At 59.6% G+C, this 26,904-nt stretch carries 26 protein-coding genes; all 26 read right to left on the bottom strand.

Going from position 1 to position 26,904, the window contains the following annotated elements:
* Positions 1–12 precede the first annotated feature (12 nt).
* Positions 13–342, bottom strand: a complete 330-nt coding sequence (gene fliE / locus ACGJAX_RS28725; RefSeq protein ID WP_248914789.1) for a flagellar hook-basal body complex protein FliE — start codon at positions 340–342, stop codon at positions 13–15.
* A gap of 258 nt (positions 343–600) precedes the next feature.
* Positions 601–1,992 (bottom strand): sigma-54-dependent response regulator transcription factor FleR, encoded by a 1,392-nt coding sequence (gene fleR, locus ACGJAX_RS28730; protein WP_390956953.1) that lies wholly within the window; start codon positions 1,990–1,992, stop codon positions 601–603.
* A gap of 5 nt (positions 1,993–1,997) precedes the next feature.
* On the bottom strand, positions 1,998–3,215 hold the full coding sequence (locus tag ACGJAX_RS28735; RefSeq protein WP_390956954.1) for an ATP-binding protein: 1,218 nt from the start codon (positions 3,213–3,215) through the stop codon (positions 1,998–2,000).
* 128 nt (positions 3,216–3,343) lie between these two features.
* Positions 3,344–4,819 (bottom strand): sigma-54 dependent transcriptional regulator, encoded by a 1,476-nt coding sequence (locus tag ACGJAX_RS28740; RefSeq protein WP_090324293.1) that lies wholly within the window; start codon positions 4,817–4,819, stop codon positions 3,344–3,346.
* A gap of 173 nt (positions 4,820–4,992) precedes the next feature.
* Positions 4,993–5,289, bottom strand: a complete 297-nt coding sequence (locus tag ACGJAX_RS28745) for a flagellar protein FliT (protein WP_090324295.1) — start codon at positions 5,287–5,289, stop codon at positions 4,993–4,995.
* 10 nt (positions 5,290–5,299) lie between these two features.
* Entirely contained in the window at positions 5,300–5,695 is a 396-nt protein-coding gene (gene fliS, locus ACGJAX_RS28750) for a flagellar export chaperone FliS (RefSeq protein WP_390956955.1), read from the bottom strand.
* Between the two features lie 129 nt (positions 5,696–5,824).
* Positions 5,825–7,261, bottom strand: coding sequence for a flagellar filament capping protein FliD (fliD, locus tag ACGJAX_RS28755; RefSeq protein ID WP_390956956.1), 1,437 nt, complete (start codon positions 7,259–7,261; stop codon positions 5,825–5,827).
* An 83-nt stretch (positions 7,262–7,344) separates the two neighbouring features.
* Complete coding sequence (locus ACGJAX_RS28760; RefSeq protein WP_390956957.1) at positions 7,345–7,698, bottom strand: flagellar protein FlaG; 354 nt, start codon at positions 7,696–7,698, stop codon at positions 7,345–7,347.
* Positions 7,699–7,770: 72 nt separating this feature from the next.
* Entirely contained in the window at positions 7,771–8,622 is an 852-nt protein-coding gene (locus ACGJAX_RS28765; protein WP_390956958.1) for a flagellin domain-containing protein, read from the bottom strand.
* Positions 8,623–8,864: 242 nt separating this feature from the next.
* Positions 8,865–9,131, bottom strand: coding sequence for a hypothetical protein (locus ACGJAX_RS28770; RefSeq protein ID WP_390956959.1), 267 nt, complete (start codon positions 9,129–9,131; stop codon positions 8,865–8,867).
* A complete protein-coding gene (locus tag ACGJAX_RS28775) occupies positions 9,128–10,417 on the bottom strand; it encodes a 6-hydroxymethylpterin diphosphokinase MptE-like protein (protein WP_390956960.1) in 1,290 nt (429 codons plus the stop codon). Before ACGJAX_RS28775 ends, ACGJAX_RS28770 begins: the two co-directional genes overlap by 4 nt.
* Positions 10,418–10,510: 93 nt before the next feature.
* Entirely contained in the window at positions 10,511–11,437 is a 927-nt protein-coding gene (locus ACGJAX_RS28780; RefSeq protein ID WP_090324307.1) for a ketoacyl-ACP synthase III, read from the bottom strand.
* A gap of 229 nt (positions 11,438–11,666) precedes the next feature.
* Positions 11,667–12,719, bottom strand: a complete 1,053-nt coding sequence (pseI, locus tag ACGJAX_RS28785; protein ID WP_390956961.1) for a pseudaminic acid synthase — start codon at positions 12,717–12,719, stop codon at positions 11,667–11,669.
* On the bottom strand, positions 12,712–14,217 hold the full coding sequence (gene pseG / locus ACGJAX_RS28790) for a UDP-2,4-diacetamido-2,4,6-trideoxy-beta-L-altropyranose hydrolase (protein WP_390956962.1): 1,506 nt from the start codon (positions 14,215–14,217) through the stop codon (positions 12,712–12,714). Before pseG ends, pseI begins: the two co-directional genes overlap by 8 nt.
* A complete protein-coding gene (pseF, locus tag ACGJAX_RS28795; protein WP_390956963.1) occupies positions 14,214–14,921 on the bottom strand; it encodes a pseudaminic acid cytidylyltransferase in 708 nt (235 codons plus the stop codon). Before pseF ends, pseG begins: the two co-directional genes overlap by 4 nt.
* A complete protein-coding gene (locus ACGJAX_RS28800; protein ID WP_390956964.1) occupies positions 14,918–15,538 on the bottom strand; it encodes a pseudaminic acid biosynthesis-associated methylase in 621 nt (206 codons plus the stop codon). Before ACGJAX_RS28800 ends, pseF begins: the two co-directional genes overlap by 4 nt.
* Before the next feature lie 31 nt (positions 15,539–15,569).
* Positions 15,570–16,727 (bottom strand): UDP-4-amino-4,6-dideoxy-N-acetyl-beta-L-altrosamine transaminase, encoded by a 1,158-nt coding sequence (gene pseC, locus ACGJAX_RS28805; RefSeq protein WP_390956965.1) that lies wholly within the window; start codon positions 16,725–16,727, stop codon positions 15,570–15,572.
* Positions 16,724–17,725, bottom strand: coding sequence for a UDP-N-acetylglucosamine 4,6-dehydratase (inverting) (pseB, locus tag ACGJAX_RS28810; RefSeq protein ID WP_090324317.1), 1,002 nt, complete (start codon positions 17,723–17,725; stop codon positions 16,724–16,726). The genes pseC and pseB overlap by 4 nt, the downstream gene beginning before the upstream one ends.
* Positions 17,726–17,754: 29 nt before the next feature.
* Positions 17,755–20,682 (bottom strand): TIGR00180 family glycosyltransferase, encoded by a 2,928-nt coding sequence (locus ACGJAX_RS28815; protein WP_390956966.1) that lies wholly within the window; start codon positions 20,680–20,682, stop codon positions 17,755–17,757.
* Between the two features lie 52 nt (positions 20,683–20,734).
* Entirely contained in the window at positions 20,735–21,463 is a 729-nt protein-coding gene (locus tag ACGJAX_RS28820) for a cephalosporin hydroxylase family protein (protein ID WP_247257692.1), read from the bottom strand.
* Positions 21,464–21,493: 30 nt separating this feature from the next.
* Positions 21,494–22,159 (bottom strand): acetyltransferase, encoded by a 666-nt coding sequence (locus ACGJAX_RS28825; protein WP_390956967.1) that lies wholly within the window; start codon positions 22,157–22,159, stop codon positions 21,494–21,496.
* Positions 22,156–23,277 carry a DegT/DnrJ/EryC1/StrS family aminotransferase gene (locus ACGJAX_RS28830; RefSeq protein ID WP_390956968.1) on the bottom strand — a complete coding sequence of 374 codons (1,122 nt, stop codon included), beginning with the start codon at positions 23,275–23,277 and terminating at the stop codon, positions 22,156–22,158. Before ACGJAX_RS28830 ends, ACGJAX_RS28825 begins: the two co-directional genes overlap by 4 nt.
* On the bottom strand, positions 23,274–24,500 hold the full coding sequence (locus ACGJAX_RS28835; RefSeq protein ID WP_390956969.1) for a methyltransferase domain-containing protein: 1,227 nt from the start codon (positions 24,498–24,500) through the stop codon (positions 23,274–23,276). The genes ACGJAX_RS28830 and ACGJAX_RS28835 overlap by 4 nt, the downstream gene beginning before the upstream one ends.
* The gene (locus ACGJAX_RS28840) at positions 24,497–25,057 is read right to left on the bottom strand and encodes a dTDP-4-dehydrorhamnose 3,5-epimerase family protein (RefSeq protein ID WP_247257688.1); all 561 of its coding nucleotides are present in this window, start codon (positions 25,055–25,057) and stop codon (positions 24,497–24,499) included. Before ACGJAX_RS28840 ends, ACGJAX_RS28835 begins: the two co-directional genes overlap by 4 nt.
* A complete protein-coding gene (gene rfbG, locus ACGJAX_RS28845) occupies positions 25,054–26,136 on the bottom strand; it encodes a CDP-glucose 4,6-dehydratase (protein ID WP_390956970.1) in 1,083 nt (360 codons plus the stop codon). Before rfbG ends, ACGJAX_RS28840 begins: the two co-directional genes overlap by 4 nt.
* A complete protein-coding gene (rfbF, locus tag ACGJAX_RS28850) occupies positions 26,118–26,891 on the bottom strand; it encodes a glucose-1-phosphate cytidylyltransferase (RefSeq protein WP_390956971.1) in 774 nt (257 codons plus the stop codon). Before rfbF ends, rfbG begins: the two co-directional genes overlap by 19 nt.
* Positions 26,892–26,904: the final 13 nt, after the last annotated feature.

Here is a 26,904-nt window from a genome sequence, read left to right on the forward strand (position 1 = left end):
TCAATCTCGTCCTTAAACCGGCATCTGCATGATGTCTTGGTAAGCCTGAACCAGCTTGTTACGCACCTGGGTCAATGCCTGAAAGGACACACTGGCCTTTTGCGAGGAAATCATCACGTCCGTCAGGTCGACGCCGCTCTTGCCGATCTCGAAGGCGTTAGCCAACTGGTTGGACGCCTGTTGGGTGTCGTTCACTTTATTGACGGCCTGACCGAGCATGTCGGAAAAGCTGGTGCCACCCATTTCAGGGACCGCGGCAGTCGACTTCGGCGCAGACATGGCATCCATTTGCATGGCGCGCATATCCAGCATCAACCGATTGAATTCAATACCTTGGCTCATGGTCTCTCTCTTTGACGAACTACGTCGTTAGCGTCCCGCAATTTTTTGACACTCACTCGGCGGGTAGTGAGGTGTTAGCAACAAGGGTGCCAGCTCCGCGACTGCGCCCAATAAAAGCCATCCACCGCCCTGAGCCGAACCTCGTCCTGCAGGAGCGAGGCTGCTCGCGATGAGCGCAAGAGCACCGCGTTTATCCTGAAACCCCGGGTCATCGTTAACGACCATCGCGAGCAGGTTCGCGCCTACACAAGCACGCGTTCAGGTGGCGAACAGACAGGCTTCCACGTCCATTCCCGCATCGCGCATTTGCGCCAACTTGTAGCGCAAGGTACGCGGGCTGATGCCCAGGCGCTCAGCGGCCTCTTTACGTCGGCCACGCTCGGTGCGCAGGGTGTCGATAATCATCTGGAACTCACGGCGACGCAGATCATCGCCAAGCGCCCCGGCAGATTCGGCTTCGACCTCCAAAACCCGAACAGAGGTCGGCACCGACGCCATGGCCGGCAAAGGCGCACAGGCGACCGGGCCGCTCAGGCAGAAATCCTGTGGCTGAATCAAGCCGCCCTGCTGCAGGATCAGCGCACGCTGAATCGCGTTATCCAGCTCACGGACGTTCCCGGGCCACGGGTAACCGACCAGGCAAGCCTGAGCCTCGGGCGACAGTCGCGCCGCGGCATGTTTCATTTTATTGACGTGTTTGGCCAGCAATCGCTCGGCCAAAGGCAGGATGTCAGCGGCGCGCTCGCGCAGAGGACGCCAGGCCAGCGGAAACACCGACAGGCGATAGTAAAGGTCTTCACGGAATCGCCCCGCCGCCACTTCTGCGGCCAGATCACGGTTGGTGGTCGCGACGACACGAATGTCCAGGGTGATCGGCTTGCGCGCACCGACCCGCTCCACTTCGCGCTCTTGCAACACCCGCAGTAGTTTGGCCTGCAGACCCAGAGGCATTTCGGAAATTTCATCAAGCAGGATGGTGCCGCCATCGGCCTGTTCGAACTTGCCGGCCTGCGCGGCTATGGCACCGGTGAACGAGCCCTTTTCATGACCGAACAGCGTGGCCTCCAGCATGTTGTCCGGGATCGCCGCACAGTTGATCGCAATGAATGGCTGGCTGGCACGATGGGAATGCTGATGAATGTAGCGCGCCAGCACCTCCTTGCCCGTGCCCGACTCACCGGAAATCAACACCGTGGAATCACTGCGGGCAACCCGCGCAGCCAGTTCGAGCAATTGCGCACTGGCCGGTTCGAACGCTACCGGCCCTTCACTCTCGGGGACGCCGAGACTGCCCAGGGCATGGCGGGCGACCAGATCAAGCAAGGCCTTGGGCTCGAACGGCTTGACCAGATAATCCGCAGCGCCCTGACGCATCGCATCGACCGCGCGCTCGACGGCACCATGTGCCGTCATCAGCAACACCGGCAGTTGCGGTTGACGCGTGCGCAGCAAACCGAGCAACTGATGGCCGTCCATGCCCGGCATGTTGACGTCACTGAGCACCAGGCTGAACGCCTCGCCCCCAACGGCAACCAGTGCCTCTTCTGCCGAACCGACGGCTTTGTAATCGTGCCCCGCGAGCAACAGTGTGTCGGCCAGCGCCTCGCGTAGCGCGCGGTCATCCTCGACCAGCAGAACCTTGATACCCATGACGCTTACTCGACTCCCGGGGCACCGGTTTTTTCACCGGAAAAAAGCGGCAGTATCACCTGCGCACACGTGCCGCGCCCCAACCGCGAGCGCAGTTGCAATTCTCCCTGATGAGCACGCGCAACCGCCTTGACCACGGTCAGGCCCAGGCCGGTTCCGGTGGATTTCGTAGTGAAAAACGGCTCCCCCAAACGCGCCAGCACGGCATCATCGATACCGCTGCCGCTATCACTGACACACAGGCGCAACGTGTTTTCACGGGTGTACAGATGAACCTTCAGACGGACATCACCGCCGCTGGCCTGAATGGCGTTTTCGATGAGGTTGAGAATGGCTCCGACCAGGGTGTCGCGACTGCACAGCAATTCGCCGGCATGACTGTCGCACTGCCAGCGGATCGGCAGGCCCTGCACATGGGTCAGCGCCGCCGCTTGCAGCGACTGCATCAGTTGCCTGGGGGTGACCCGATCGGTCAAGGGCAACTCGCCGCGGGCAAACACCAGCATATCGCGCACTTGATGCTCCAGCTCATGCAGGCGTTCCTTGAGGCGCCCGGCGAACCGTTGCTGTGTCTCGACCGGCAATGCCTGCTCGGTCAAATGACTGGCGTACAGCAACGCGGCAGACAAGGGCGTACGGATCTGATGAGCCAGCGACGCGACCATTCGCCCCAGAGACGACAGACGTTCGTGACGGGCCAGCTGATCTTGCAGATGACGGGTTTCAGTCAGATCGGTAAGCAACACCAATTGACCGGGCTCCGCATCCAGCGAGCGCGTGGCAATCGACAAACGCCGGCCATCCTTGAGGGAGACTTCATGACCATCGTCCTCGCGGGGCGCAAAACACCGTGCAATGACATGGCGCCACAGCTCGCCCTCAAGGGGCAGCCCGAGCAGTTCGCAGGCCGCGGGATTGGCTTCGCGCACGATGCCCTGGGCGTCAATGACGATGACGCCGCCAGGCAAGAGATCCAGGAGGTTTTGCAGGCGGTTGGCCAGGCGTTCCTTTTCCGCCAGCTCCTGCATGCGCTGGGCACTGACCACCGCCAGCTCACCCTTGAGTTCAGTGACCCGGGCTTCGAGCATGCTGTAGGAATCGGTCAACTGGCTCGACATCTGGTTGAACAGGGCAAAAGCCTCTTCAAGACCCTGCCGGCTTGCCTGCTCTACCGACGACGGTTGCCCCAGGGCTTGGCCAAAAGCATCTGAGACAGGAGACATCTGGGCGGCTTGGGGCATCGTGCTCTCTCGCGTGGCTGACCGTCAGTGAAACGGAACGTTGCGAGGGACTTAGCAATACCCGTGCCTAAAAAAAACCGCCCATAAATGAAGGACTTGAAAAACAGGCGTCAATCATCCGCCTGTTCATCACCCTCACGACGACTCATGCCGTACTTGCGCATCTTCTCCACCAGGGTGGTGCGACGGATACGCAGGCGCTCGGCAGCGCGCGCCACAATGCCGTTGGCATCGTCCAGGGCCTGCTGAATCAAGCCTTGCTCCAGACCGCCAAGGTAGTCCTTCAGGTCCAGGCCTTCCGGCGGCAGCATGGCGTTGGCGCTGAAGTCCGGAGTGTGGCCGTTGATGGCCACCCGCTCTTCCAGATCGGTGCGCAGGCTGTCGACCAGTTGCTCGTCTTCGTCATCGACGTAGCGGAATTTTTTCGGTAACTCGACCACACCGATCACACCGTACGGATGCATGATCGCCATGCGCTCCACCAGGTTCGCCAGCTCGCGGACGTTACCTGGCCAGCCGTGACGGCACAGCGACATGATTGCCGCTGAGTTGAATCGGATCGAACCGCGCTTTTCGTGCTCCATGCGCGAGATCAATTCGTTCATCAACAGCGGGATGTCTTCGACACGTTCGCGTAGCGGCGCCATCTCGATCGGGAACACATTCAGGCGGTAATACAGGTCTTCGCGAAAGGTGCCGATCTCGATCATGCTTTCGAGATTCTTGTGGGTCGCAGCAATGATGCGCACATCGACGCTCTGGGTCTTGTTGCTGCCCACACGCTCGAAGGTGCGCTCCTGCAAAACGCGCAGCAATTTGACCTGCATCGGCAACGGCATGTCGCCGATTTCGTCGAGGAACAGGGTGCCGCCGTTGGCCAGCTCGAAACGCCCGGCACGGCTGGTGATCGCGCCGGTGAAGGCGCCCTTCTCATGACCGAACAATTCGCTTTCCAGCAGCTCTGCAGGGATCGCCCCGCAGTTGACCGGCACGAATGGTGCCTCACGGCGCTTGGAGTGGTAATGCAGGTTGCGCGCAACCACTTCCTTGCCCGTCCCCGACTCACCGAGGATCAGCACGCTGGCATCGGTATCGGCGACTTGCTGCATCATCTGACGGACGTGTTGAATCGCCCGGCTGGTGCCGACAAGGCTACGGAAAAGATTGGGCTCGCGATGACGACCGCGCTCACGGGCCTGGTCGTACATCTCGCGATAGACCTGGGCACGGTGCAGGGAGTCGAGCAGCTTGCTGTAGCTGGGTGGCATTTCGAGGGTCGAAAGCACTCTGCGACGCTGGTCTTCGGGCAGATCAATCGAAGAATTATCGCCCATCAGCAAAACCGGAAGGAACTCATCCCAGTTCGAGAGTGTCTTTAACAAGCCCACCAGTGCACCAGGAGCATTGACCGTCCCGATGAGGACACAGATTACTTCACGACTTGACGACAAAGAGCCGACAGCCTGCTGCCAGTCGTGGCTACCGCAGGGTAAATTTTCTTCGCCCAGAAAATTTAAAATCACCGCCAGGTCGCGGCGGCGGACGCTATCGTCATCAATCAGCAGAATTTTGGTTTCACGCCACATGCAATAGCAACTTCCCTAGTCAACTCAATGCCCAAAATGCTGGGGCAAGCTAAACGCTTGCAGGCAGGTCATGCCTGAAGACGACTGAAATCTGGAACCAGCCACTAGTTAAGTCAAAAAACCGTGCACAGTCAAATTTATGGCGCACTATGTTTGGATTAACCGAGGATTAATTAACCAAACAGATGGTAAACCTTTGCCGCGTTCCGCGCTTGCTGGATCTGAGACATTTCGTCGACTATCGCCTGCCTCTCCCCCATCGCCACCTCAAGTAACTGCTTGTAGACATACAGCAGCTCTTCAAGGTTACTGCGAAGCACCGCCTCGTCCAGCGAAGCCTCACTCAAGACGTCTTCCATGCAGGAACGGCAATCCAGGTCCAATTGACCGATAGCCTCCCAGTTGCGCTCGGCAAGCGCATCAACCAGCGCTTCACGCGTGTGTTCAATTCGCTGCAACACAAGACTCATGGCGATCTCCCTAGAACTGCGGACCTGGCGTAGCAATACCGTCCCAGCCTTCTTTCACCGTACGAAGCAACCCGGCAACCTCATCGAGGATCTTCAGATCGTTGCTGATGTTCGCCTCTGCCAGACGCTTCATCATGTAGATGTAGAGACTGTCGAGTTCGCCCACCGCATCGGCGCAGCTTTCAAGATCCAGGCCTTCACGCAGGCCGCCAATGATGCCGATGGCCTTGCTGATGGACACGCACTTGCCGGGAATATCCTTGCGCTCGATGGCGCCTTTGGCCTGAGCAATTCGATCCAGGCCACCTTCCATGAGCATTTGCACCAAACGATGCGGACTCGCTTCGGACGCCTGGGCATGCGCGCCCACTTTCTGATATTGCCGAAGGGCTAACATTGGATTCATGTTCTACCTCATTACCACACTGACTCGTATGACCAGTGTATCGCCCGAGAGTCAGAAAACTTTAGTTCAAAAGACAAAAACCCGGCGCACGCCAAAAGGCGTAGCCGGGTTTTTGTCGTCAGCTCATGACTAGCCGTTGGATTTCTGCGCGTTCAACGAAGTGAAGAACGAGGTGATGCTGCTCGCCGTCGCCTTCATTTGCCCGACCAGCAGGTCCATGGCGTTGTATTTGGCGGTCAGCGTCGCCGTCATGTTGGTGACTCGCAAATCCAGCGCAGCCTGCTGATCGGAGAGGGTCTTGCTCACGGTTTGCAGGTTGGAGTTGCGCTGATCGAGCAAGCCACCGGTCTGAACGTACGGCGTGATTGCCTTGCCCATGCGCGCCAGCAGGCCATTGGTGGCGTCGGTTCCGCTGAACAACTGCTGCACCTGACCACTCATGCCGCTGGTGGACATCGTCTTGTTGAACGCAGTGGTATCGAACGCCAGGTTGCCGGTGTTCTGGTCCGTCATTACGCCGATCTGCGACAACACAGCCAACGGGCCGCCCGCCCCGGGAGCAGTCAACACGCCGCGGATATCGGAGATCAACGCACGTGGCATCGAGTCACCGGTAAACGCCGCCTGAACCGTGAGCTTGCCATCTTTGTCCGCTGTTGCCTTTGACAGACTGTTGATGGTGTTCATCAGGGTGTTGTAGGAATCGACGAACGACTGGATCGATGTTTGCAGACCGGTGGAGTTGGTCCCCACCGTGACAGTCGCCGCAGCCGGAGGAGTGCCGGTGCTCACGGATGCCAGGTTCAGGGTCAAACCGCTGATGGCGCCCGTCACCGTGTTGCTCTTGCTGGTCACTGCCAGACCATCGATGCTCAGCGATGCATCCGTGGCAATCCCGTTGACAGCCCCGGAAGCGGAGGCCGAAGGATTAGCCCCCATCGGCTGAGTGCCATCGATTGCAAGACCCGCAATACCGCTGACAACAAGATCCGAGCCCGCGCCGGTCTTGCTGGAGCTGATCACCAGACGCGACGAACCGCTGCTGTCGGTCACGATGTTGGCGGAAATACCGTTGCTCGCCTGCGCCGAGTTGATCGCATCCCGCGTTGACTGCAAGGTTGCATTGGCAGGAATCGTGACATTGTAATCAGTGCCATTCTGACTGATTTTCAGGGTACCACTCGGAATGGCACTGGCCGCTCCGCCGGCAAAAGAAGCACTGGCTACTTTCGAACCGGTGGCCAGGCTGTTCACGACAACACTGTAGGTACCGGCAACGGCTGTGTTGTCAGAGGTCGCAGTAAGGATCGACGGAGTACCCGAAGTCGCCGTAAAGCCGGCAAACGCAGGATTGGTCGTGCTGCCAAGATTGGTCAGTGCGGTCTGGAAAGCCGTCAGTGCGCTTTTCAATGATCCCACGCCGGAAATCTTCAGCGTGTTGGACTTGGTCTGAGTGTCGATCTGCGTCTGCTTGGCCGCCTTGTCGGAGTTGACCAGTGCCGTGACGATCGAACCAATGTCCAGGCCAGAACCCAGGCCCGTACCCGGTAAAATTGGACTTGCCATGTTTTGTCTCCCTTCAAGTTGCAGCCAGTCTTTTGACCCTTACCGGCGCCCAAAGATCGTACAAACATTATTCGTGCCAGCTATCAGGCTTTGGCGTCGAACAATACGTGACTGGCATTGTTCAAGCTATCTGCCAGCTTCAGCGCTTCTGCGGAGGGGATCTGCCGAACGACCTCGCCCGTCTCGCTTGCAATCACCTTGACGACGACCTTTCCGGATTGCTCGTCTATCGAGAACTCCAGATTGCGCTTGATCGACTGGACAAACTTTTCGATCTCCTGCACGGCCTGTTTCAGCTTGGTGTCATTCGCATCCTGTTTTTTATCCACCACCGGAGCAACATCGGCGGCCACAGGCTTTTCTGGCTGCTTATCCGAAACGGCACTCGCTGACTGGGGAGCCGGATAAGACACGTTAAGCTTTACGCTCATATCCATGTCCATCACCTCTTAACGTAAAAAGCGAGAGAGCGTGACCAGCACACCCTCCCGCTTAAACTCATTCCGAAATTACTGAAGCAGTTTCAGTACAGCGGAAGGCAGTTGGTTGGCTTGAGCCAGAACCGAAGTGGAAGCCTGTTGCAGAGTTTGCTGCTTGGTCAGGTTCGCGGTTTCTGCGGCGAAGTCGGTGTCTTGTACACGACCCTGTGCTGCAGTGGTGTTTTCCACGATGTTCTGCAGGTTGGAGATGGTGCTGGTCAGACGGTTTTGCGAAGCACCCAGGTTTGCGCGAGTGGCGTTGATGTTTGCAATTGCAGCGTCGATCGCGGTGATCGCGTTGTCGATGTTCGCAGACAGAGTGGCAGAAGTCGCACCGGTCAGAACAACAGTACCACTGCCTACGGACAGGGAAACGGCGTCGAACTTGGAGCTCAGTACCAGGTCGATACGGTTGGCCGAACCGGTGTTGGCGCCGACTTGCAGCTGTACAGTACCAGCCGAACCGTCCAGCAGGTTTTTGCCGTTCAGGTTGGTGGAAGCCGAGATACGGGTCAATTCGTCAGACATCTGAGCGAATTCGGAGTTGGTAGCGGTCTGGTCAGCAGTACCGTTGGTGCCGTTACGTGCTTTAACAGCCAGTTCACGCATACGCTGCAGAATGTCGGTCGATGCTTGCAGAGCGCCTTCAGCGGTCTGGGCAACGGAGATACCGTCGTTGGCGTTCTGGATTGCCTGGTTACCACCACGGATCTGCGAAGTCATGCGAGTAGCGATCTGCAGGCCAGCTGCGTCGTCTTTGGCGCTGTTGATTTTCAGGCCGGAAGACAGGCGCTGCATCGAAGTCGACAGAGCGTCGGAAGCACGGTTCAGGTTCTTCTGAACGTTCAACGACGTGGTGTTGGTGTTTACTGTTAAAGCCATGACGAATTCCTCGTTGGTTGGGTACTGCGGCTTCCGGCCCTGGCAACCGCCGGGTATGGCCTAGAGAACCTTCGTAATAGTTATCGTCGGGTTGGCAGGTTGCTTGAGGGCTTTTTTAAAAAAAATTGCCATCACCCTGCCACCCCCGAGAAAACAAGGGCTTAGCGCCCCTCAACCGCAAAAAAATGACGCCATAAAATCAACCCTGACGCAAACCCGCGCGCCAGCGAGGTCGGCCCGGCTCAAGACGGAACGGATTCCAGCAGCTCCAACAACTCGTACTCCAGGAAGTCGGCAAGCCCCAACCAATCCTGACGCTCCTGACAGGCCAGCATTTGAGTCAACACGCAGGTCCATGCCTGCTGAACATCCTGAGACGCGGTCAACACCAATGCCTGCGCCTCATCGATCACATCGACCATGGTCAACGCCGCTTCGACATCTCGTCCCAAACGGAACATTTGGGCGCACTGACGGCATTCATTTAGGCATTTCAACCTGGCATTCATTGCGCGAAATCCGTATTGAACTGTGTCCCGGCAATCATTGCCCCGGCCCGACTGCTGTTGAGGAAACGCACCTGTGGATGCCCGGCGATATAGCGCTCGAGCACGCACAGGTAACTGCGGAAATTCAGCTGTGTCCTGACACGCTCACCCTGCCCGTCCAACACCCAGTGCCGCGCCTGACTGACCGCCGGCCCAAGGTCACCGTCATTCCATCCGGCATGGGTCTTGTTCATCGGAAAGGCAAAGTCAGCGCCGAACAAGGTAATGCGCGAGGCACCCATTTTTACCGCCAGGTCGACCGCCGGGTGGATCACGCTGCCGCCTACATGCAACTGTCCCCGTGGGTACTGCTGACGCAACTGCGCATAAATAGGGCTGGGGGAATAACCGCCATAGCGTTTGCCCCTCCAGGCCTTCAGCACCTGCGGGTCGCTCATGGGCATGTAGACCAGCGGGATGCCGTCGGACTCTTCGAAGGGCAAATGCCGAAAACTGATGCGCTGGTCGATGCTCACCACAAGATCCGGTGCGATCCCGTTTTCGCGCAAGGGTCGATACGCCGTATCGACACAAATGAAGAGGGGACGCTCGGCTTGCCCGCGTACCGCCGCCAGGCGCTGAAAATGCCCTTCGAGCGTCGGCCCGGTACCGATCACATAGATTTCCCGACCGGCACAGGTGCCAAACAATTGCGCCACGTCCGCGTCGGTGAGCAACACATCAAGGCAATCCTGCAGGCGCTGCCGAATGAACGGTGACTGCGGATCGAACTCGCGATTGTTGAAGCTCAGATGCACTTCGCTGACCAGTCGATCACGGATCTTCGCGTTGAAGTCATCCGCCAGCAGCATTTCAGCCGGCAATGCAAAAAACGGCGTGCAGATGTCCGGCAGGTCGCCGGCAAACAATAGCTCTACTCGCGGATGTTCAAGCCATTGCTGGTGATCAAGCAGTTGCAGCACCAGCTTGAACAGCGCGCCATTGAGGATGTGAACATACAACTTCTCGAGCCCTGGACGCTCCAGCAACACGCGAGGCAGATCCCCGAGTCCAGTGCCGTAGACGTGCAGCCGGGGCTTGTCGAGAGGCAGGCTGGCTGCCTGGATACGGGCTTCGTGAAGACGATCATGTCGACTGGTGAGCTGGATGCCATCCACACTGAGTGTCGAGTCCATGCCTTTGAGCAGCTCGACCGGGACCTCGCCGTCCTCCATCAACAGTCGCGAATACAGCGCCGGCCAGCGTCGCTGTATCACTTGAGCATTGTCTTCAAACCATTCGCTCATGCAGCCTCGCATTCCTTTAAAGCAAAAAAAGCGTCCAAGGTTACCCCTTGAACGCTTTTTTTGTATCGGTCTTTTTTATGAAAAGACTTTCACTCAGGAACGATAGATGATCGCCGAACCCCAGGATAGCCCCACACCAAAACCGCTCAGCGCCACGCGTTTCCAGCTCGAATCAAGAACGTGCTTCTCCAGGAGCAACGGAATGCTCGATGACACGGTGTTACCGGTCTCGACCATGTCCTTGATGAACTTCTCCGGCTCGCCTTCGAAGCGTCGCGCCACCGCATCGACGATCGCCGCACTGCCCTGATGAATACAGAAAGCATCGATATCGTCCGCCGAGAGACTCGATTCAGCGAGCAATTCATGCAAATGCGCCGGAACCTTGAGCAGTGCGAAGTTGAACACCTGACGACCGTTCATGAAGAACACCCCGTCAGTCACCTTCAAGTGCGGCGCACCGGCGCCATCGGTACCGAACTTGGCCTTGCCCAGCGCCCAGACCGGGTCCTCGCCCATCCAGGTGGCGGTAGCCGCGTCACCAAACAGCATGGTGGTGTTGCGGTCTTCCGGGTCGACGATTTTCGAATACGGGTCGGCGGTGATCAACAGGCCATTCTTCAGGCCAGCGGCTTCCATGAAGCCCTTGATCGCATAAATGCCGTAGACATAACCGGAACAGCCCAGGGAAATATCGAACGCCGCCACGGTCGTCGGCAGGCCCAGCTTGTCCTGGACGATGGCAGCCGTGTGGGGCAGACCTTCTTCGTCACCGTTCTGGGTAACGACGATCAGAGCATCAATGGATTCGCGTTTCAGATCAGGGTTGCTGGCAAACAGCGCATTGGCCGCTTCAACGCACAGATCGGATGTTTCCTGTTCAGCGCCTTTGCGCGGCAGGAAGGCCGAACCGATCTTGCCCAGGATGAACTCTTCATCCTTATCGAATTTTGCACCTTGTGCGTAATTGTCCACGCCGGCTACAGGAACGTAGCTCGCAATGCTTTTTATGCCAATCATTACGGCTTCCCAATAATAAACAGCCCAATACCACCGCTCGCAAGGATTCGAGGGGCGCCGACAAACAGAGAAAAACGTCACCCCGAGGCGGCGACAACGGGAAGAATAAAAAGGCAATCACTGGGCCAGTCAGACCCCAGGCGCCACCTTCCCGGTTAATACAATACAGTGAAGATGCGCGTTATGACTCGCAGGTCACGCTATTTTGCCGAATCAGACCCGCGACAGGTTATTCGACCAACGACCAATCCAGCGCTGTTCCACGCTTGATCGCCCCGCGGGCGCGGCGCCCCAGAAGACTTTCAGCGTGTTTGGGGGCGAGTCCCAGGCCCGGACGAATGGCCCGCAGATTGGCGGTGCTGAAGGGTTCGCCGGCGGTCATGTCCTGAGTCACATAGAGCGAACGGCGGTACACCAGGGACTTGCGCTCGGCCTCGGTCACGCCGTAATGCACCTGCCCCATGGACTGCCAGGCCCGCTCGGTTTCGACTACCAGACTGGCCAGTTCCGCGGGTTCCAGAGAAAAGCTGGCGTCCACACCACCCGCCGAACGGTCGAGGGTGAAATGTTTTTCCACCACCGTAGCCCCCAGCGCCACCGCCGCGACGGACACCCCGACACCCATGGAATGGTCCGACAAACCGACTTCACAGCCAAAGAGTTCGCGCAGATGGGGAATCGTTCGCACATTGCTGTTGGCGGGCGTCGCTGGATAGGTGCTGGTGCACTTGAGCAGCACCAGATCCTTGCAACCAGCCTCCCGGGCGGCGCGTACGGATTCATCGAGCTCGGCGATGCTGGCCATGCCTGTGGAAATGATCAACGGCTTGCCAGTGGCGGCCACCCGTCGAATCAGCGGCAAGTCGGTGTTTTCGAAACTGGCGATTTTGTAGGCCGGCACGTCGAGGCTTTCGAGGAAGTCCACCGCTGTCTCATCGAAAGGGGTCGAGAATGCCAGCATGCCCAGCTCCCTGGCCCGGGCAAAGATCGGCGCGTGCCATTCCCATGGCGTATGCGCCTTCTCATACAGCGCGTACAACGAGGAACCCGCCCAGAGGCTGTTGGGGTCCTTGATGAAGAACTCACCTTCGGATAAATCCAGCGTCATGGTCTCGGCGGTGTAGGTTTGCAGCTTCAACGCATGAGCACCGGCCCTGGCAGCCGCTTCGACAATCCGCAGGGCCAGTTCAAGCGACTGGTTATGGTTGCCACTCATCTCGGCAATGATGAATGGCGGCGCTTCGGCACCGATCAGGCGCTCGCCAATCTTGAAACTAGTCATTTCTGTGATCCTTCAATACGCGAGTGAACGCGCAAGCGCTCTGGGTGAAACCGGCTTCGCGAAAAACCTTCAATGAAGGCTGGTTGCCCGGCATTACGGTTGCGTTGAGCGACTCCAGTTGCGGCCAATGGGCCATCGCAAAGGCTTCACCCCGCGCCAGCAGCGCCCTGCCCCAGCCCAGGCCGAGCCGGTCTTCGAACAGGTAAATCGACACTTCGGCGGCAAAGCCGCGCAGGTCATAACGCAACACGCCGACCGGCCCGTCATCGGCCTCGGCGATCAGCAACAGCCGCCGGGCGTTGCTCAGGCTTGCGGTCAGCCAGTTCTGATGCGCGGACCATTCGATCACACCGCTCTCCAGCGACCAGCGCCGCACCGGCTCGGCATTGCGCCCATCGAACAACAATTGTGCATCAGCCAGGGTTGCCCGGCGCACGCTCAACACAGCGCCCGCCAGCGCCGCCGCCACTCGCTGTGCGCCACGACCGTCGACCAGCTGACGCGATCGTGCCGCCATGCTCTGGCGCAGGCCCTGATTGTCCGCGACAAAACCGATGGCCAGGCGCAATTGCTCGACGCTGACCTGCTCGCGGGCACCCATGAACACATGCGCACCCGCAGCCGCCATCACCTCGCCATTGGCCTGCTGATTGTTCGACACCGCAATGCTGATCGTTGGCAGCCCCAGGGCCGCTCGCTCCCAACTGGTACCACCGCCAGCGCCAATGAACAGGTCCGCTTCAGTCATCAACCGGTAAAAGTCGCTGACAAACGCATGCAAACGCCAGAGCGGACGACCTGCCGCCAGGGCCTGCATCTGCGTCCAGGCCGGGTTATCGGCACCGGCCACAAAATCGACTTCCAACTCATGGAAATCCATCAGCGCCAGCATCGCGTGATGAGTCTGCATCGCCGCGTCGAACCCGCCGAAATTCACCAGTACGCGTCTGGCTCTCGGTTTGATCTCGATCGGCGGACAGCAGAACTCCTCGCGCAGCAGGGCAAATCGTGGGCCGAGCAAAGTCCGGCAGCCGGGCGCCAGCAGCGATGCGTAAGCCTCAGCTGTACCTGAGAGGTTCTGGTTCAGCAGCAGGTCGACGCTGTAGGTTCGGCTGGCCAGGTCGTCCACCGCCGCGATCCGTGGCGCCCAGCGGCGGGCGGCGGTCTGCCAGTGATGATCCAGGCCGTAGTGATCGACGATGACCCAGTCGAACGCCGAATGGCTTTGCAGCACCTGCCCCAGCGCGGCAATGTCCGCCTGCCACGGCAACATGGATTCGATGGCCGGCTGCGGGTCTTCACCCTCATAACGCTCGGGTAGTGCAAAGGTTTCGAAGCCCTCGGCCCGCAACGCATCCAGGCGATGCCCCGGCAACAGACGACAGGCAAAGGCCACATGGCTGCCCTGCCCGCGCAACACCCTGGCCAGGGTCAGGCAGCGGGCGATGTGTCCGCTGCCAATGGTGGGCGAAGCGTCGGCACGGATCAGCACTCTCATTGCAGCTCCCCTCCCGCCTTCAAGGCGGCGTAGAGGTATTCGGCGCGCTTCCAGTCTTCAGGCGTGTCGATGTCCTGCACCAGATAGCGCGGCAGGATGACCGGCAAGCTTGCCGGTGAATACAGCACCTCACCGTTCAACCAGGCCTTGCTGCGTCCCCAATAGAACTGGCCGGCGTCTTGATATGCCGCTGGCAAATCCTGTGAGCGAGTTTCGCGAAACTCAGGGTAAAGCGCAGTCAGCGCCCCCTGATCGTCAACGGTCAGGGCTCGCTGAACGGGAAAGCCGAAATCGCACACCGAGAATGCGAAGGACCTGTCCGGATGCTGTTCCAGCAACTGCAGCCCTTGCTTGAGAAATCGCGCCTGCAGCAGCGGCGCGGTGGCGTAAATGCAACAGGCGTAATCGAACTGCTGACCTTGCTCGCGCAGGGCTTGCAGCGCATGGGCAATTACCGCGGCGGTGCCGGTGAAGTCGTCGGCCAGCGCTGCGGGGCGCATGAACGGCACTTGAGCGCCTGCCGAACGCGCCAGTTCGGCGATAGCTGGATCATCGGTGCTGACCACCACCTGGGAGAACAACCCCGAATCAATGGCGGTCCGAATCGAGCGGACAATCATCGGCACGCCATCGAACAGCTTGAGATTCTTGCGCGGTATACGTTTGCTGCCACCGCGAGCCGGAATGATGGCGACGCTGTTCAAGGGCGTTTTTCCAGGAGAAACCAGGTGATGTCGTCGACCGGGAATTGCCGATCGCGGTGGTAGCCAAATCCGTAATCGAGCAACTGCAGGTCGTCGTAGCGATCGAGCATTTCACCGGCAAAATCACGCTTGAACAGCTTGCCGCTGTTGCCGCGATACGAGACTTCAACCGGCGAAGGATTGTAGTACTCCGCGATCAGTATGTAGCGCTGGCTCAGCTCATACAGCTGCGCATAGGCGGCTGGCAACAGCTCTGGAGCGAGATGAATCAGCACGCCTTTGCTCAGGGTCAGGTCGAAGCTGCGCTCACGCGGAAAATCAAACAGCGAGCCGTGCCAGATCTGCCCGATGCCCAGCGTCCGGGCCTGGGCGCAGGCACTGGCGTTGATCTCGACGCCGAACAATTCACATTGCGGCAACAACTGGTGCAAGGCCTGCAAGTTGTTCCCGGCATTGGTACCCAGCTCCAACAGACTTTCAATACGTCCGGCTCGCGTCAACGCCTTGGCAAACAAGGCCAGGTTGGCCGCCACCAGCGGTTGCCCGACGTTACGTTCGACGTACTGGTTGCCGAAGTCGCCTTGCCAGAATTTTTCCTGTTCGGTCAGTTCACGCATCGCACATTTTCCATCAGCCGCTCTGCGGCAGTTATTCAGTCAGCCGTCGCAGTTGCTCGACCACATAATCCTGCTGCTCATCGCTGAGCAACGGAAACAGCGGCAGGCTGATGGCTTCGGCGTAGTAGCGTTCGGCTTGCGGGAAGTCACCTTCGGCGAATCCCAGTTGGCGATAGTACGGCTGCAAATGCACGGGAATGTAGTGCAGGTTCACACCGACCCCGGCGGCCCGCAACCCTTCGAATACTTGTCGATGACTGAGCTTGATTCGGTCGAGTTGCAGGCGCACCACGTACAGATGCCACGCCGATTCAGCGTCCGCCTGCGCACCAGGCAAGGTCAGCGGCAAGTGCGCCAGCAAGCGCTTGTAACGTGCGGCCAGCTCACGCCGACGCACGACGAACTCATCGAGCTTGCCCAACTGCGACAACCCCAGCGCCGCTTGCAGATCAGTGAGGCGATAGTTGAAACCCAGTTCCACCTGTTGGTAGTACCAGGGCCCGTGGCTCGGCTCGGTCATCTGCGCAGGATCCCGGGTCATGCCATGGCTGCGCAAGCGTTGCAGGCGCTCGGCGAGGTCCGGGCGGTTGGTCAGGACCATGCCGCCCTCGGCGCTGGTGATGATTTTCACCGGATGGAAGCTGAACACCGTCATTGCCGCGAACTCGCCACAGCCCACCGGACGACCGGCGTAGGACGCGCCGACCGCATGGGACGCATCTTCGATGACCGTAAAGCCATAACGCTCGGCCAACCCGGCAATCCTGCGCATGTCGCAGCTCTGCCCGGAGAACGCCACGGCCACCAGCACTTTCGGCAACGTGCCGTCACGCTCGGCCCGGGCAAGCCTGGCGGCCAATACCTCGGCGTCGAGGTTCCAGGTCTGGGGATCGATATCGACAAAATCCACTGCGGCGCCGCAATAGCGACCACAGTTGGCCGAAGCCAGGAAGGTGTTGGGCGTCGTCCACAACCGATCACCCGGCCCCAGGCCAGCGGCCAGGCAAGCGATGTGCAGGGCGGCCGTGGCGTTGCACACCGCGACGGCAAAATCAGCCTGGCAGCGTTCGGCCATCGCCCGTTCGAAACGCTCGATGGCCGGCCCCTGGGTCAGCCAGTCGGACTGCAAGACCTCGACCACCGCATCGATGTCCCCCTGATCAAGGCTTTGCCGACCATAGGGAATCATGCCGACAACCGAGCGTGCAGATCTGCAATTTGCCCCACCGACAGGAAGTGCGGGTTGGTGTCAGAGCGGTACTCGAAATCTTCGCCTACTGGTTTCCCCCGCTCGCCCAGCTTATCCACGGCGAAATCCACATCGACGCTGGTGAAGCGGATCGATGGCTGGATCGTGTAGTGATCGGCGAACTCCAGGGTCATGCGCGCATCGTCCACCGGCACCATCAACTCGTGGAGCTTCTCGCCGGGGCGAATCCCCACGTGTTTATGCGGCAAGTGCTCAGCCATGCCCAAGGCCAGGTCGACAATGCGTATCGACGGAATCTTCGGCACAAACACTTCGCCGCCATGCATGCGCGCGAAGCTGTCGAGCACGAACTGCACACCGTGATCGAGGGTGATCCAGAACCGGGTCATGCGCTCATCGGTGATTGGCAGCTCCTTGGCGCCCTCGTTGATCAGCTTGCTGAAGAACGGCACCACCGAGCCACGGGAACCGGCCACGTTACCGTAGCGAACCACGGCAAAACGGGTCTGCTGTTCGCCAGCGATGTTGTTGGCGGCGACGAACAGCTTGTCCGACAGCAACTTGGTCGCGCCATACAAGTTGATCGGGCTGGCCGCCTTGTCCGTGGACAACGCGACGACTTGCTTCACGCCGTTGTCGATGGCAGCGGCGATGATGTTTTCCGCACCGTTGACGTTGGTGCGGATGCATTCTGTCGGGTTGTACTCGGCCGCCGGCACTTGCTTCAACGCTGCGGCATGCACCACATAATCGATACCGCGCATGGCCTGACGCAAACGCTCGGCATCGCGCACATCGCCAAGGAAGTAACGCATGCACGGCGCGTTGAATGTTTGCTGCATCTCGTACTGCTTGAGTTCGTCCCGAGAAAACACCACCACTCGCTTGGGCTGGTATTGCTCCAGCAAGCGGCGGATGAAGTTGCGACCGAACGACCCGGTGCCGCCTGAGATGAAAATCGATTTACCGTTGAACATGCCTGAATCCTTATACCTGTCCGCCAGGCTTATGCGAGCAACTGCGCCCAGTCCACCGGGGCGCTTTTACCCAGGGAGAACCCTTTGCCGCTCAAAGCCAGATTGGCGTTGTAGGCCTGGTCCTGAGCGAAGGCGGCAGCCCATTTTTCACGCAGCGCATCCAGGGCGTTCGGCGCCTGCGGCATTTCACCCTGATGAATGACCTGAACCAGCGGCGTCCAGACGGTGAGGTAGCCGGCCTGGCCGGCCTTGAGGCACAGATCGACATCGCTGAAACCTTCAGCGAAGGTCGAGCTGTCCAGACCACCCAGGTCGGTGAACAACGCTTTACCGATCATCAGGCAAACCTTCGACACGGCCGAATAGTTCTGCTCCAGAGCCAGCCGGTGCATGTAGCCATTGGCATCCTGCTTCTCACCGACAAAGGCCGAGCCAACCCCACCGTTCATGCCCAGAATCAGGCCGGCCTGGGTGACCTTGCCATCACGGTCGATCAACTTGGGACCGACCACCCCGACTTCCGGACGCTGGGCGTGATTGAGCAGCGACTCAAGCCAGTTCGGGTTGACCACTTCACTGTCGGCGCCCAGCAGCACCAGGTATTCGCCCTGGGCCTGCTGACTGGCGGCGTTGTACAGCGCGGGAACGCTCATGAGCTTGTCAGTACGCAGAATGCTGACTTTCGGATGCTGATAAGTACCGAGCCAGTCGTTGACCTCAGCCGACTGATTCGGATTGACCGCAACAACGACTTCATACTGGTTGTAGCGCGTACGCAGCAATACGCCTTGCAGGCATTGTTGCAAGGCCGGCAGATCGTCACCGGCGGGCACGATGATCGAAACCAGCGGGCGCTCGGTGTGACGGTAGTCGATCTGATAAGTGCCAGGCTGCGCCGAAGTGATCTTGGCCTTGTAGCCACGATTGCCCAGGTGGCGCATTAACGCCAGGCGCTCATCGGCGTTTTCTTCCAGTACCGGTGCGCGGGCAATCAGCAGCGGCTCGTCCAGGTGGGCCAGCCCGTTGAGGCCGCCCTGCTCGATGATGCGCAGCAGCAAGTCGAACTCCAGGGCCTTGCTGAAATCGGCCTGGTAGCCACCGACTTCCATGAATACGTCACGACGCACCAACCAGTGACGCGCCATCACGGCCGGCAGGCTTTGCAGCAGATCCAGATTGAAGCCAGGGCGGAACACGTCCACCAGCGCGCCTTCGGCGGTGCGCTGGATTTCGTCGGTGGCGACTGCACGGCAGTCCGCAGCGCCCAGCAATTCCAGGCTGGCACGCAACAGGCCACCGGCGGTGAATTCGTCACCCGCCTCAGCCAGCAGCAACCAATCGCAAGGCGACTGACGAGCACTCTGGTTCAGCTTGTCGACATAGTTGCTTTGAGTGACCCGGACGAAGTGCAAGGTGTTCTGCGCCGTGGTGGCCGCCGGTGCTTCACCCGTGGTGAACACGACAATTTTGAATGCCTTGCTGTGACCTTCAAGCAGGCTGTCGAGGCTGACTTGCAGTTTTTCGATATCGTTATCCAGATCCAGCAGGAAGATCCCGAACTGTGGACCACCGTCGTTGGCCGCCAGGTGGCGGGCAATCGATTCGGCCTCTTGTGCATCGGGCTGACGAGGTTCAAGCCACTTGAGCAGTCGACCGGACAGTGTTTTGTCGAATGTCGCACGATTGCCCTCGATCGACACCGCCTCAAGACGCGCGGCCCAGTCACGCAGGGTCTGCGCCTCTTCGTCGTCAACCAGCAGTTCCAATTGAGCCGCCAGATGCTTGATCACCGTGCGGTTGAACACGTTGATGTCGTGAGCCTGCCACAAACGATCGACCACACTTTCCGGCGTGTCGTTGTTACGCGCCAGCATCAGATTCTGCTGACGGGTCCATACACCCTCCAGGCCACTGAGTTGAACCCGCCCGGCCGGCATGGCGTGCAACAGGAATTCGAAATGGGTCAATTGATCGAAAAACGCCTGATTGTAGAACGGCATTTCGACGTACTGCCTGGGGCCGAAACGGCGCTGGGGGCCTGACGCGATATTCGTCCAGCCAGACTGGAATATCAGCTCGGTCGTCAATGCCCGACCGGTGCGCAAGCTATCGGCCAGGGCCTCAAAGCTCTGCAACGCGAATTGCTTGCCTTGCTCGGGGTCCTGCGCTTGAACTTGAGTCGGCAGCCCGGCAAGAAAAGTCGCATAGGTTTCACGCTCGGCGACCGACTTGGCGTCGTTATGAACCAGTGTGTGAAAGATCTCGGTATTGTGTTCGGAGTACCCGTAATTCATCTCGCGCACGACATACGGGATCGGCAGAATCCGCGCCTTGGCTCGCGCCAGCATGTAATACGTGTGGCCGATTTCCTGCCATTGGAAGGACGCGTCATGAGGGAGGGCTGCAAACCAGTCCTGTACCAGTTCGGTGCGCTGTACCGCATAGAAAGGCGGGAGGTACTGGTGCATGTATTCCAGTACACGATCCTGGGCCAACTCGGCCGAATAGTCTTCGCAGACCTTCTTGTCACGACGGTAGTAATTGACGCTATTGGGCAGTGCCAGGTACATCAGGCTGTAACCCTGGCACAGGCCGTAGTCGGGATTGGCATCCATGAAGGCAACGGCTTCGCGCAGGGCGTCATGCACATGGAAGTCATCGTCAGCGGCGAACACCATGAATGGCGTGGTCAATTGTTCCACGCCATAGGCCAGCTTGGCCCGAACGCCCCAGTACCCGTACTGCGGCACATGCTGGTAATCCACATTCGCAAACTGCCCGGCCATGTCTGCTGGCTGGGCTTGAGCCGAAGAGTCCAGCACCAGAATCCTGCAAGGCAAGTCGCTGTAAAAACGTACTGCCCTGCGCAAAAATGCCGGACGTTCGTGAGACATCAGCACCACGGTCAATTGTTCGTGAAGTGCCGCACCGTGTTCAGAACTGTTTTTGCCTTGCATAAATTTCCCCACAACCGGCCATTAGCCGAAAAACCCAACGATGTCTTGTCGATTAACGCACGCGACGCAGATAGCCATCCGGCGCGACGGTGATCAGCAATTTGCTGTGAATGGCCTGATCGATTTCGAAATCGCGGTTCTCTTCCAGGTAAGCCCATACCGCGGTTTTCGGGTTGTCGCCCTTGCCCCATGGACGATCCGGAAACGCATCTTCCGGCATGTCTTCAACGACGGTGTCCATCACGACGCAGTAACTGCCTACCGAGGTCATCGGCGCATAGGCCCGCAGCTCTTCAAGGACATGTTCGTGGGTATGGTTTGAGTCCAGAACCACCAGCACTTTCTTGCCCTCGATGCGCTGACGGACCTGATCGACAATCGCCGGATCAATGCTTGAACCCTGGATCATCTGAATCCGTTTGCTCATCGGGTGCGATTCGATTGCCTCGCGGTTGTGCTGACGGATGTCGATGTCGACGCCCAGCACTTCACCATGACCGATCAGCTCCAGCATCGAGGCGTAAAACACCAGGGAGCCGCCATGAGCGATACCGGTCTCGACAATGATGTCCGGCCGCAGCGCCCAGATGATCTCCTGCATGGCGACCATGTCCTGGGGAAACTGAATGATCGGGCGCCCCATCCAGCTGAAGTTGTAGGTGTACTTGTGCCGGGCGGTAGTCCCCACCCAATCCAGCGACGTGGCTTGCAGGGCTTTGTCCTGTTGCAGGCCTTCGATGTTCTCTTTTACTTCTTCACGAAACAGCTCATGAGGATTCATTGCACACTCTCCAGAATTTAGCCGCGGTGGTTAGTTGAAAACCCGACCGTCTTGAAAGGAAACAGGATTGGTCTTGATGGTCCTGGCGGGATTACCCACCACAACCGCATGGTCTGGAACGTCTTTGGTCACCACCGCGCCTGCACCGATGGTGACCCAACGGCCGATCCGCAAACGCGGCAGGATCGTTGCGTTGGTGCCGATGAAGGTGCCGTCACCGATCTCGACACAACCGGCGATGCATACACCGGGCGCCATGAACACCGAATGGCCGATCTGCCCCTCATGGCCGACCACGCTGCCGGCGCTGATACTGGTGTTATCGCCCAGGCTGACTTGCGCCTGCATGATCACGCCCTCTTGCAGGTACGTGCCGACCCCCAGGGTGATCATCGTCAGGTCGATCCCCGGATGTATGAAGTTGCCCAGGGTGCCACCGGCCTCGACAATCTCGCAGGTGGTTCGATAACGCAGCGCCGTGCTGCCGGTAATCAAATTGACGAAGCGGGTGTCGGGACCTTTCAGTTCGGCAACCCTGTCGGTGCCCCCCACTACCGGCACGCCATAAAACAGCGTGCCTTGCTTCGCCGGGTCGTTATCGAGGAAGGCAAACTGCAGATCCGGCTGGCAGCGTTGCAGCGTGAGGATCATCCGCACCGCTTCAGGATTGGCGGCCCCCAGCAAATACACTTTCATAGCCGGGTCCTTTTGAGCACCAGGGTGCGCAAGATTTCGATGACCCGACGCTGATCGTCATCGGTCATATCGTGGTAGCTCGGCAGATTGATCGCGCGCTCCGGCAGCGAGCAGGCCACAGGCGTTGCAGCCGTCAACTCGCTGAACATCGGCAACGACGAGAGCGGCCAGAAGAACACCCGAGCGTCGATATCCGCGCCCTGGAAGGCTGCGATCAACATGTCTCGGGTGATCGCCAATTCACTGTCAAAGACCACCGTGGGCATCCAGTAACCGTTGCGCGAATGTTCCGGCTCAGGGTTCATGGACAGGCCCGGCAAATCGCGCAATGCCTCGGCGTAGTTGGCGAAGATCTCGCGCTTGCGCCGGATAAGCTCGTCGATCCGCTCGACTTGCGCACAACCGACGGCCGCTTGCAGGTTGCTCATCTTGTATTTGAAGCCCAGGAAATCCGGCCAGAACTGTTTGCTGCTGCCTGCGACCCGGCCATGGTTGGACAGGGTCAGCACTCGCTCATACAAGGCCTTGTCCGACGTCACGAAGATGCCGCCTTCGCCGGTCGTCATGGTCTTGGTGCCATGGAAGGAAAACGCACCGAAAGCCCCCAGCGATCCGGCTGCCTGACCACGCCATTGTGAGCCGATCGCCTCGGCAGCGTCTTCGATGACCGGCAGGCCGAACTCGCGACCGATGGCCAGCAGCTCATCCATGTCGCAGAGATTGCCGTAAAGGTGTACGGCCAGTATCGCCTTGGTCCTTGGAGTGATTGCCTGTCGAACCTGCTGCGGGTCGAGGCACCAACTGTCCGCCAACACGTCGACGAATACCGGGGTCGCGCCAAGATAGGTCACGGGCGCGGCCGAAGCGATCCAGTTGGTATCGGCCAGGATCACCTCATCGCCGGGGCCAATGCCCAGGGCCGCCATGCCCATGTGCAGCGCTCCAGTGCAACTGGAGGTTGCAATCGCATAGGTCGCGCCCACGTGCCCGGCAAAGGATTTTTCGAAGCGGGTGAGGTACTCGTAGCAGCGTTCCCCCCAGCCGTGGCGAACGGCGTCGAGTACATAGTCTGCTTCCAGCTCGCCAACACTTGGCTTGGTGTAATGAATTCGGCTCATCGAATAATCAACTCAGGAATGGCGATCACAAAACGACCGTCCCACGCACGAATGCAGGCAAAGGCCTGGGTGATTTCATCCAGCAGGTTCCATGGCAACACCAGCACGTAGTCAGGCTTTTCGACTTCGATTTGTAGCGGCGACACGATCGGAATGCGGCTGCCCGGCAAGAACTTGCCCTGCTTGTGCGGGTTGGCATCGGCGACCCAGGCCAACAGATCCGGCTTGACCCCGGCGTAGTTGAGCAAGGTGTTGCCCTTGGCGGCGGCGCCATAGCCGACCACGCGCTTGCCCTCGGCCTTGGCCTGGAGCAAAAAGCGCAGCAGTTCGTGCTTGATCCGTTCGGCAGCCGGCGCCAGGGTCGCGTAGTACTCCGGGGTTTTCACCCCCGCAATCAGCTCGGCCTGCAACTGCTGCGCAACCGCTGGCTGCACCTCACGACGCTCGCCATCGAGGCGCTGCACGAATACCCGCAGCGAACCGCCATGGGTCGAGAGTTGACTGACGTCGAAGACTTCCAGGCCATTGCGCTCGCACAGGGTCTGCACGGCGGTCAGGGACAGGTAGGAATAGTGCTCGTGATACAGCGTGTCGAACTGCTGGCCGGCCATCAGGGTCAGCAGTTGTGGAAACTCGAATGTCGCCACGCCGGTCGGCTTGAGCAGGGTCGCGAAACCGCCGAGGAAATCGTTGATGTCCGGCACGTGGGCCAACACGTTGTTGGCGGCCATCAGGTCGGCGCCCCAGCCTTCGCCAAGCAATTGCGCAGCGGTGTCGCGACCGAAAAACAGTTCGCGAATATCCAGGCCCTTTTCCCGTGCCGCTTGGGCGGTGCTGCGGGTTGGCTCGACGCCCAGGCAGGGAATGCCGCGCCTGGCCACGTACTGCAACAGGTAACCGTCGTTGGCGGCAATTTCCACCACTCGGCTTTCAGCGGTCAGGCTGAAACGCTCGACCATCTCGGCCACATACTTTTCCGCATGCGCCAGCCAGGTGCTGGAGAACGAACTGAAATAGGCGTACTCGGCATCGAACAGGCTGTCGGCGCTGGTGTAGTCCTCGGTCTGCACCAGCCAGCACTGCTGGCATACGGCGACTTTCAACGGCACCCATTGCTCGGCCTGCTCCAGCTGATCGGCGCGCACGTAGGCGTTGGACGGTGGCGAGGTGCCGAGATCAATCAACGGCAAGGCCAGCGGAGTACCGCAACCACGGCAGTTCATAAACGCACTCCGGCGAAGTGTTCATCGAGCGACGGATGGCTGGCATCGCGCGCCGACAGATTATTGACAGGCAGTGGCCAGGCAATCGCCAGCCGTGGATCGTTCACCGACAACCCGCCTTCGTGCTCAGGCGTGTAATCGTGACTGTGCAGGTAAAGCAGCTCGGCATCGGCACTCAGGGTCTGGAAACCGTGGGCGAACCCGGCCGGGATCAGCAGGCTGCGGCCATCGCCGGCGCGCAGGTGCTCGGCATGCCAGTGCAGAAAGGTTTCGGAGTCTGGGCGCAAATCCACCGCGACGTCCCAGACCTCACCGCGCAAACAGGTGATCAACTTGGCTTCCGGCGCCTGGGCGTTCTGATAATGCAGGCCGCGTACAGTGCCGCGTTCGCGGGTGCAGGAATGGTTGATCTGACGGATGTGAAACGCCTGGCCGAAGGCGCTCAGGCTGCCCTCGCAAAACAGCCGGGCGAAGTGTCCGCGCTCGTCCTCGAAGCGTTTGTGCTGCACGCTGAACAACCCGTCCAGCGGCAGCGCCTTCAACAGAAATTCGCTCACAGCGCGCCTCGGTACAGGTTGAGCTGGTTCAGGGTGATAAGGCGCATGTCGTCACCGTTCTGCCGCGCCAGATGCCAATCCAGGGTCTGGGTCAGGCACTGCTGCAACGACCAGCGCGGTTGCCAGGCCAGCAATTGACGGGCGCGGCTGCTGTCCAGACGCAGCAGACCGGCCTCGTGCAAGTCGCTCGGTTCGATGCGCAAGCCGCGTGCCTGCGGCCAGCGACTGGCGAGCAATTCGACCACTTCGCCGACGCTGCACATGTCCGCTTCGCTCGGGCCGAAGTTCCACGCACCGGCAAACTGCGGGCCTTGCTCATACAAGCCGGCAGCCAATTGCAGATAACCGGCCAAGGGTTCCAGCGCGTGCTGCCAGGGACGCACGGCCTGCGGGTAGCGCAGGGTCACGGGCTCGTCCGCCGACCAGGCCCGGAGAACATCGGGAATCAAACGCTCCGGCGCAAAATCGCCACCGCCCAGCACATTGCCGGCGCGCGCCGTGGCCAGGGCCAGGCCGTGCTCGGCATGCTTTTCCGGAGGAAAGAACGAGGCGGCATAGGATTGCGCCAGCAACTCGCAGCAAGCCTTGCTGCTGCTGTAAGGGTCGTGACCGCCCAGTGCTTCGTTCTCGCGGTACGGCCACAACCATTCCTGATTGGCGTAGACCTTGTCGGTGGTCACCAGCACACAGGCGCGCACGCCGCCCACCTGACGAATCGCTTCGAGCAGGTTGAGGGTGCCCATGACGTTGCTGGAATAGGTGCCCAACGGGTCGCGATAACCTTCGCGCACCAGCGGCTGGGCCGCCAGGTGCAAGACGATTTCCGGCTGGGTTTCGGCGATCAGCTCCAGCAAGGCGCCGAGATCACGCAGATCGCCCCGCTGATCGTTGATGCCTTCGTGCACCCGTGCCAGTTCGAACAGGCTCGGCTCGGTGGACGGATCCAGGGAAAACCCGCTGACCTGGGCCCCCAGGCTTTGCAGCCACAGCGTCAGCCAACTGCCTTTGAAACCGGTGTGGCCGGTGACCAGGACCCGCTTTCCACGCCAGAATTGCGGGCTCAGTCCCATTGCTTCCATGGGGCCTCCCCGCTCTGCCACAACGCTTCCAGATGATTCTTGTCACGCAGGGTGTCCATGGGTTGCCAGAAACCATCGTGCTGGAACGCCATGAGCTCGCCGCGCGCGGCAAGACCATCGAGCGGACCGGACTCCCACGAGGTTTCGTCGCCGTCGATCAACGGCAGCACCTTGGGCGACAGGACAAAAAAACCACCATTGATCCATCCGCCGTCGCCACGCGGTTTTTCGGTGAAGCCCAGAACGCGGTCACCTTCGCGACTCAACGAACCGTAACGGCCAGGTGGCTGGACGGCGGTGACGGTCGCCATCTTGCCGTGTGAAAGATGGAAGTCGACCAGCGCACCAATGTTCAGGTCAGACACACCATCACCGTAGGTAAAACAAAATGCCTGTTCGTCTTCGACATAACGTCGAGCGCGGCGCAAGCGCCCGCCCGTCATGGTTTCTTCCCCGGTGTCGATCAGGGTGACGCGCCATGGCTCACTGTAATTCTGGTGAACATCCATGCGGTTGTTACGCATGTCGAACGTAACGTCAGAGGTGTGCAGAAAATAGTTGGCGAAGAAGTCCTTGATCGCGTAGCCCTTGTAGCCAAGGCAAATCACGAAATCGTGTATTCCGTGAACGGAGTACTGTTTCATGATGTGCCAGAGAATTGGCTTGCCACCGATCTCGATCATTGGCTTGGGCTTGAGGTGCGATTCCTCGCTGATTCGCGTGCCCAGGCCACCCGCCAAAATAACTGCCTTCATTCCCTTCCCCTCT

The sequence above is a fragment of the Pseudomonas moorei genome (assembly GCF_042846945.1).
Lineage (GTDB): Bacteria > Pseudomonadota > Gammaproteobacteria > Pseudomonadales > Pseudomonadaceae > Aquipseudomonas > Aquipseudomonas moorei.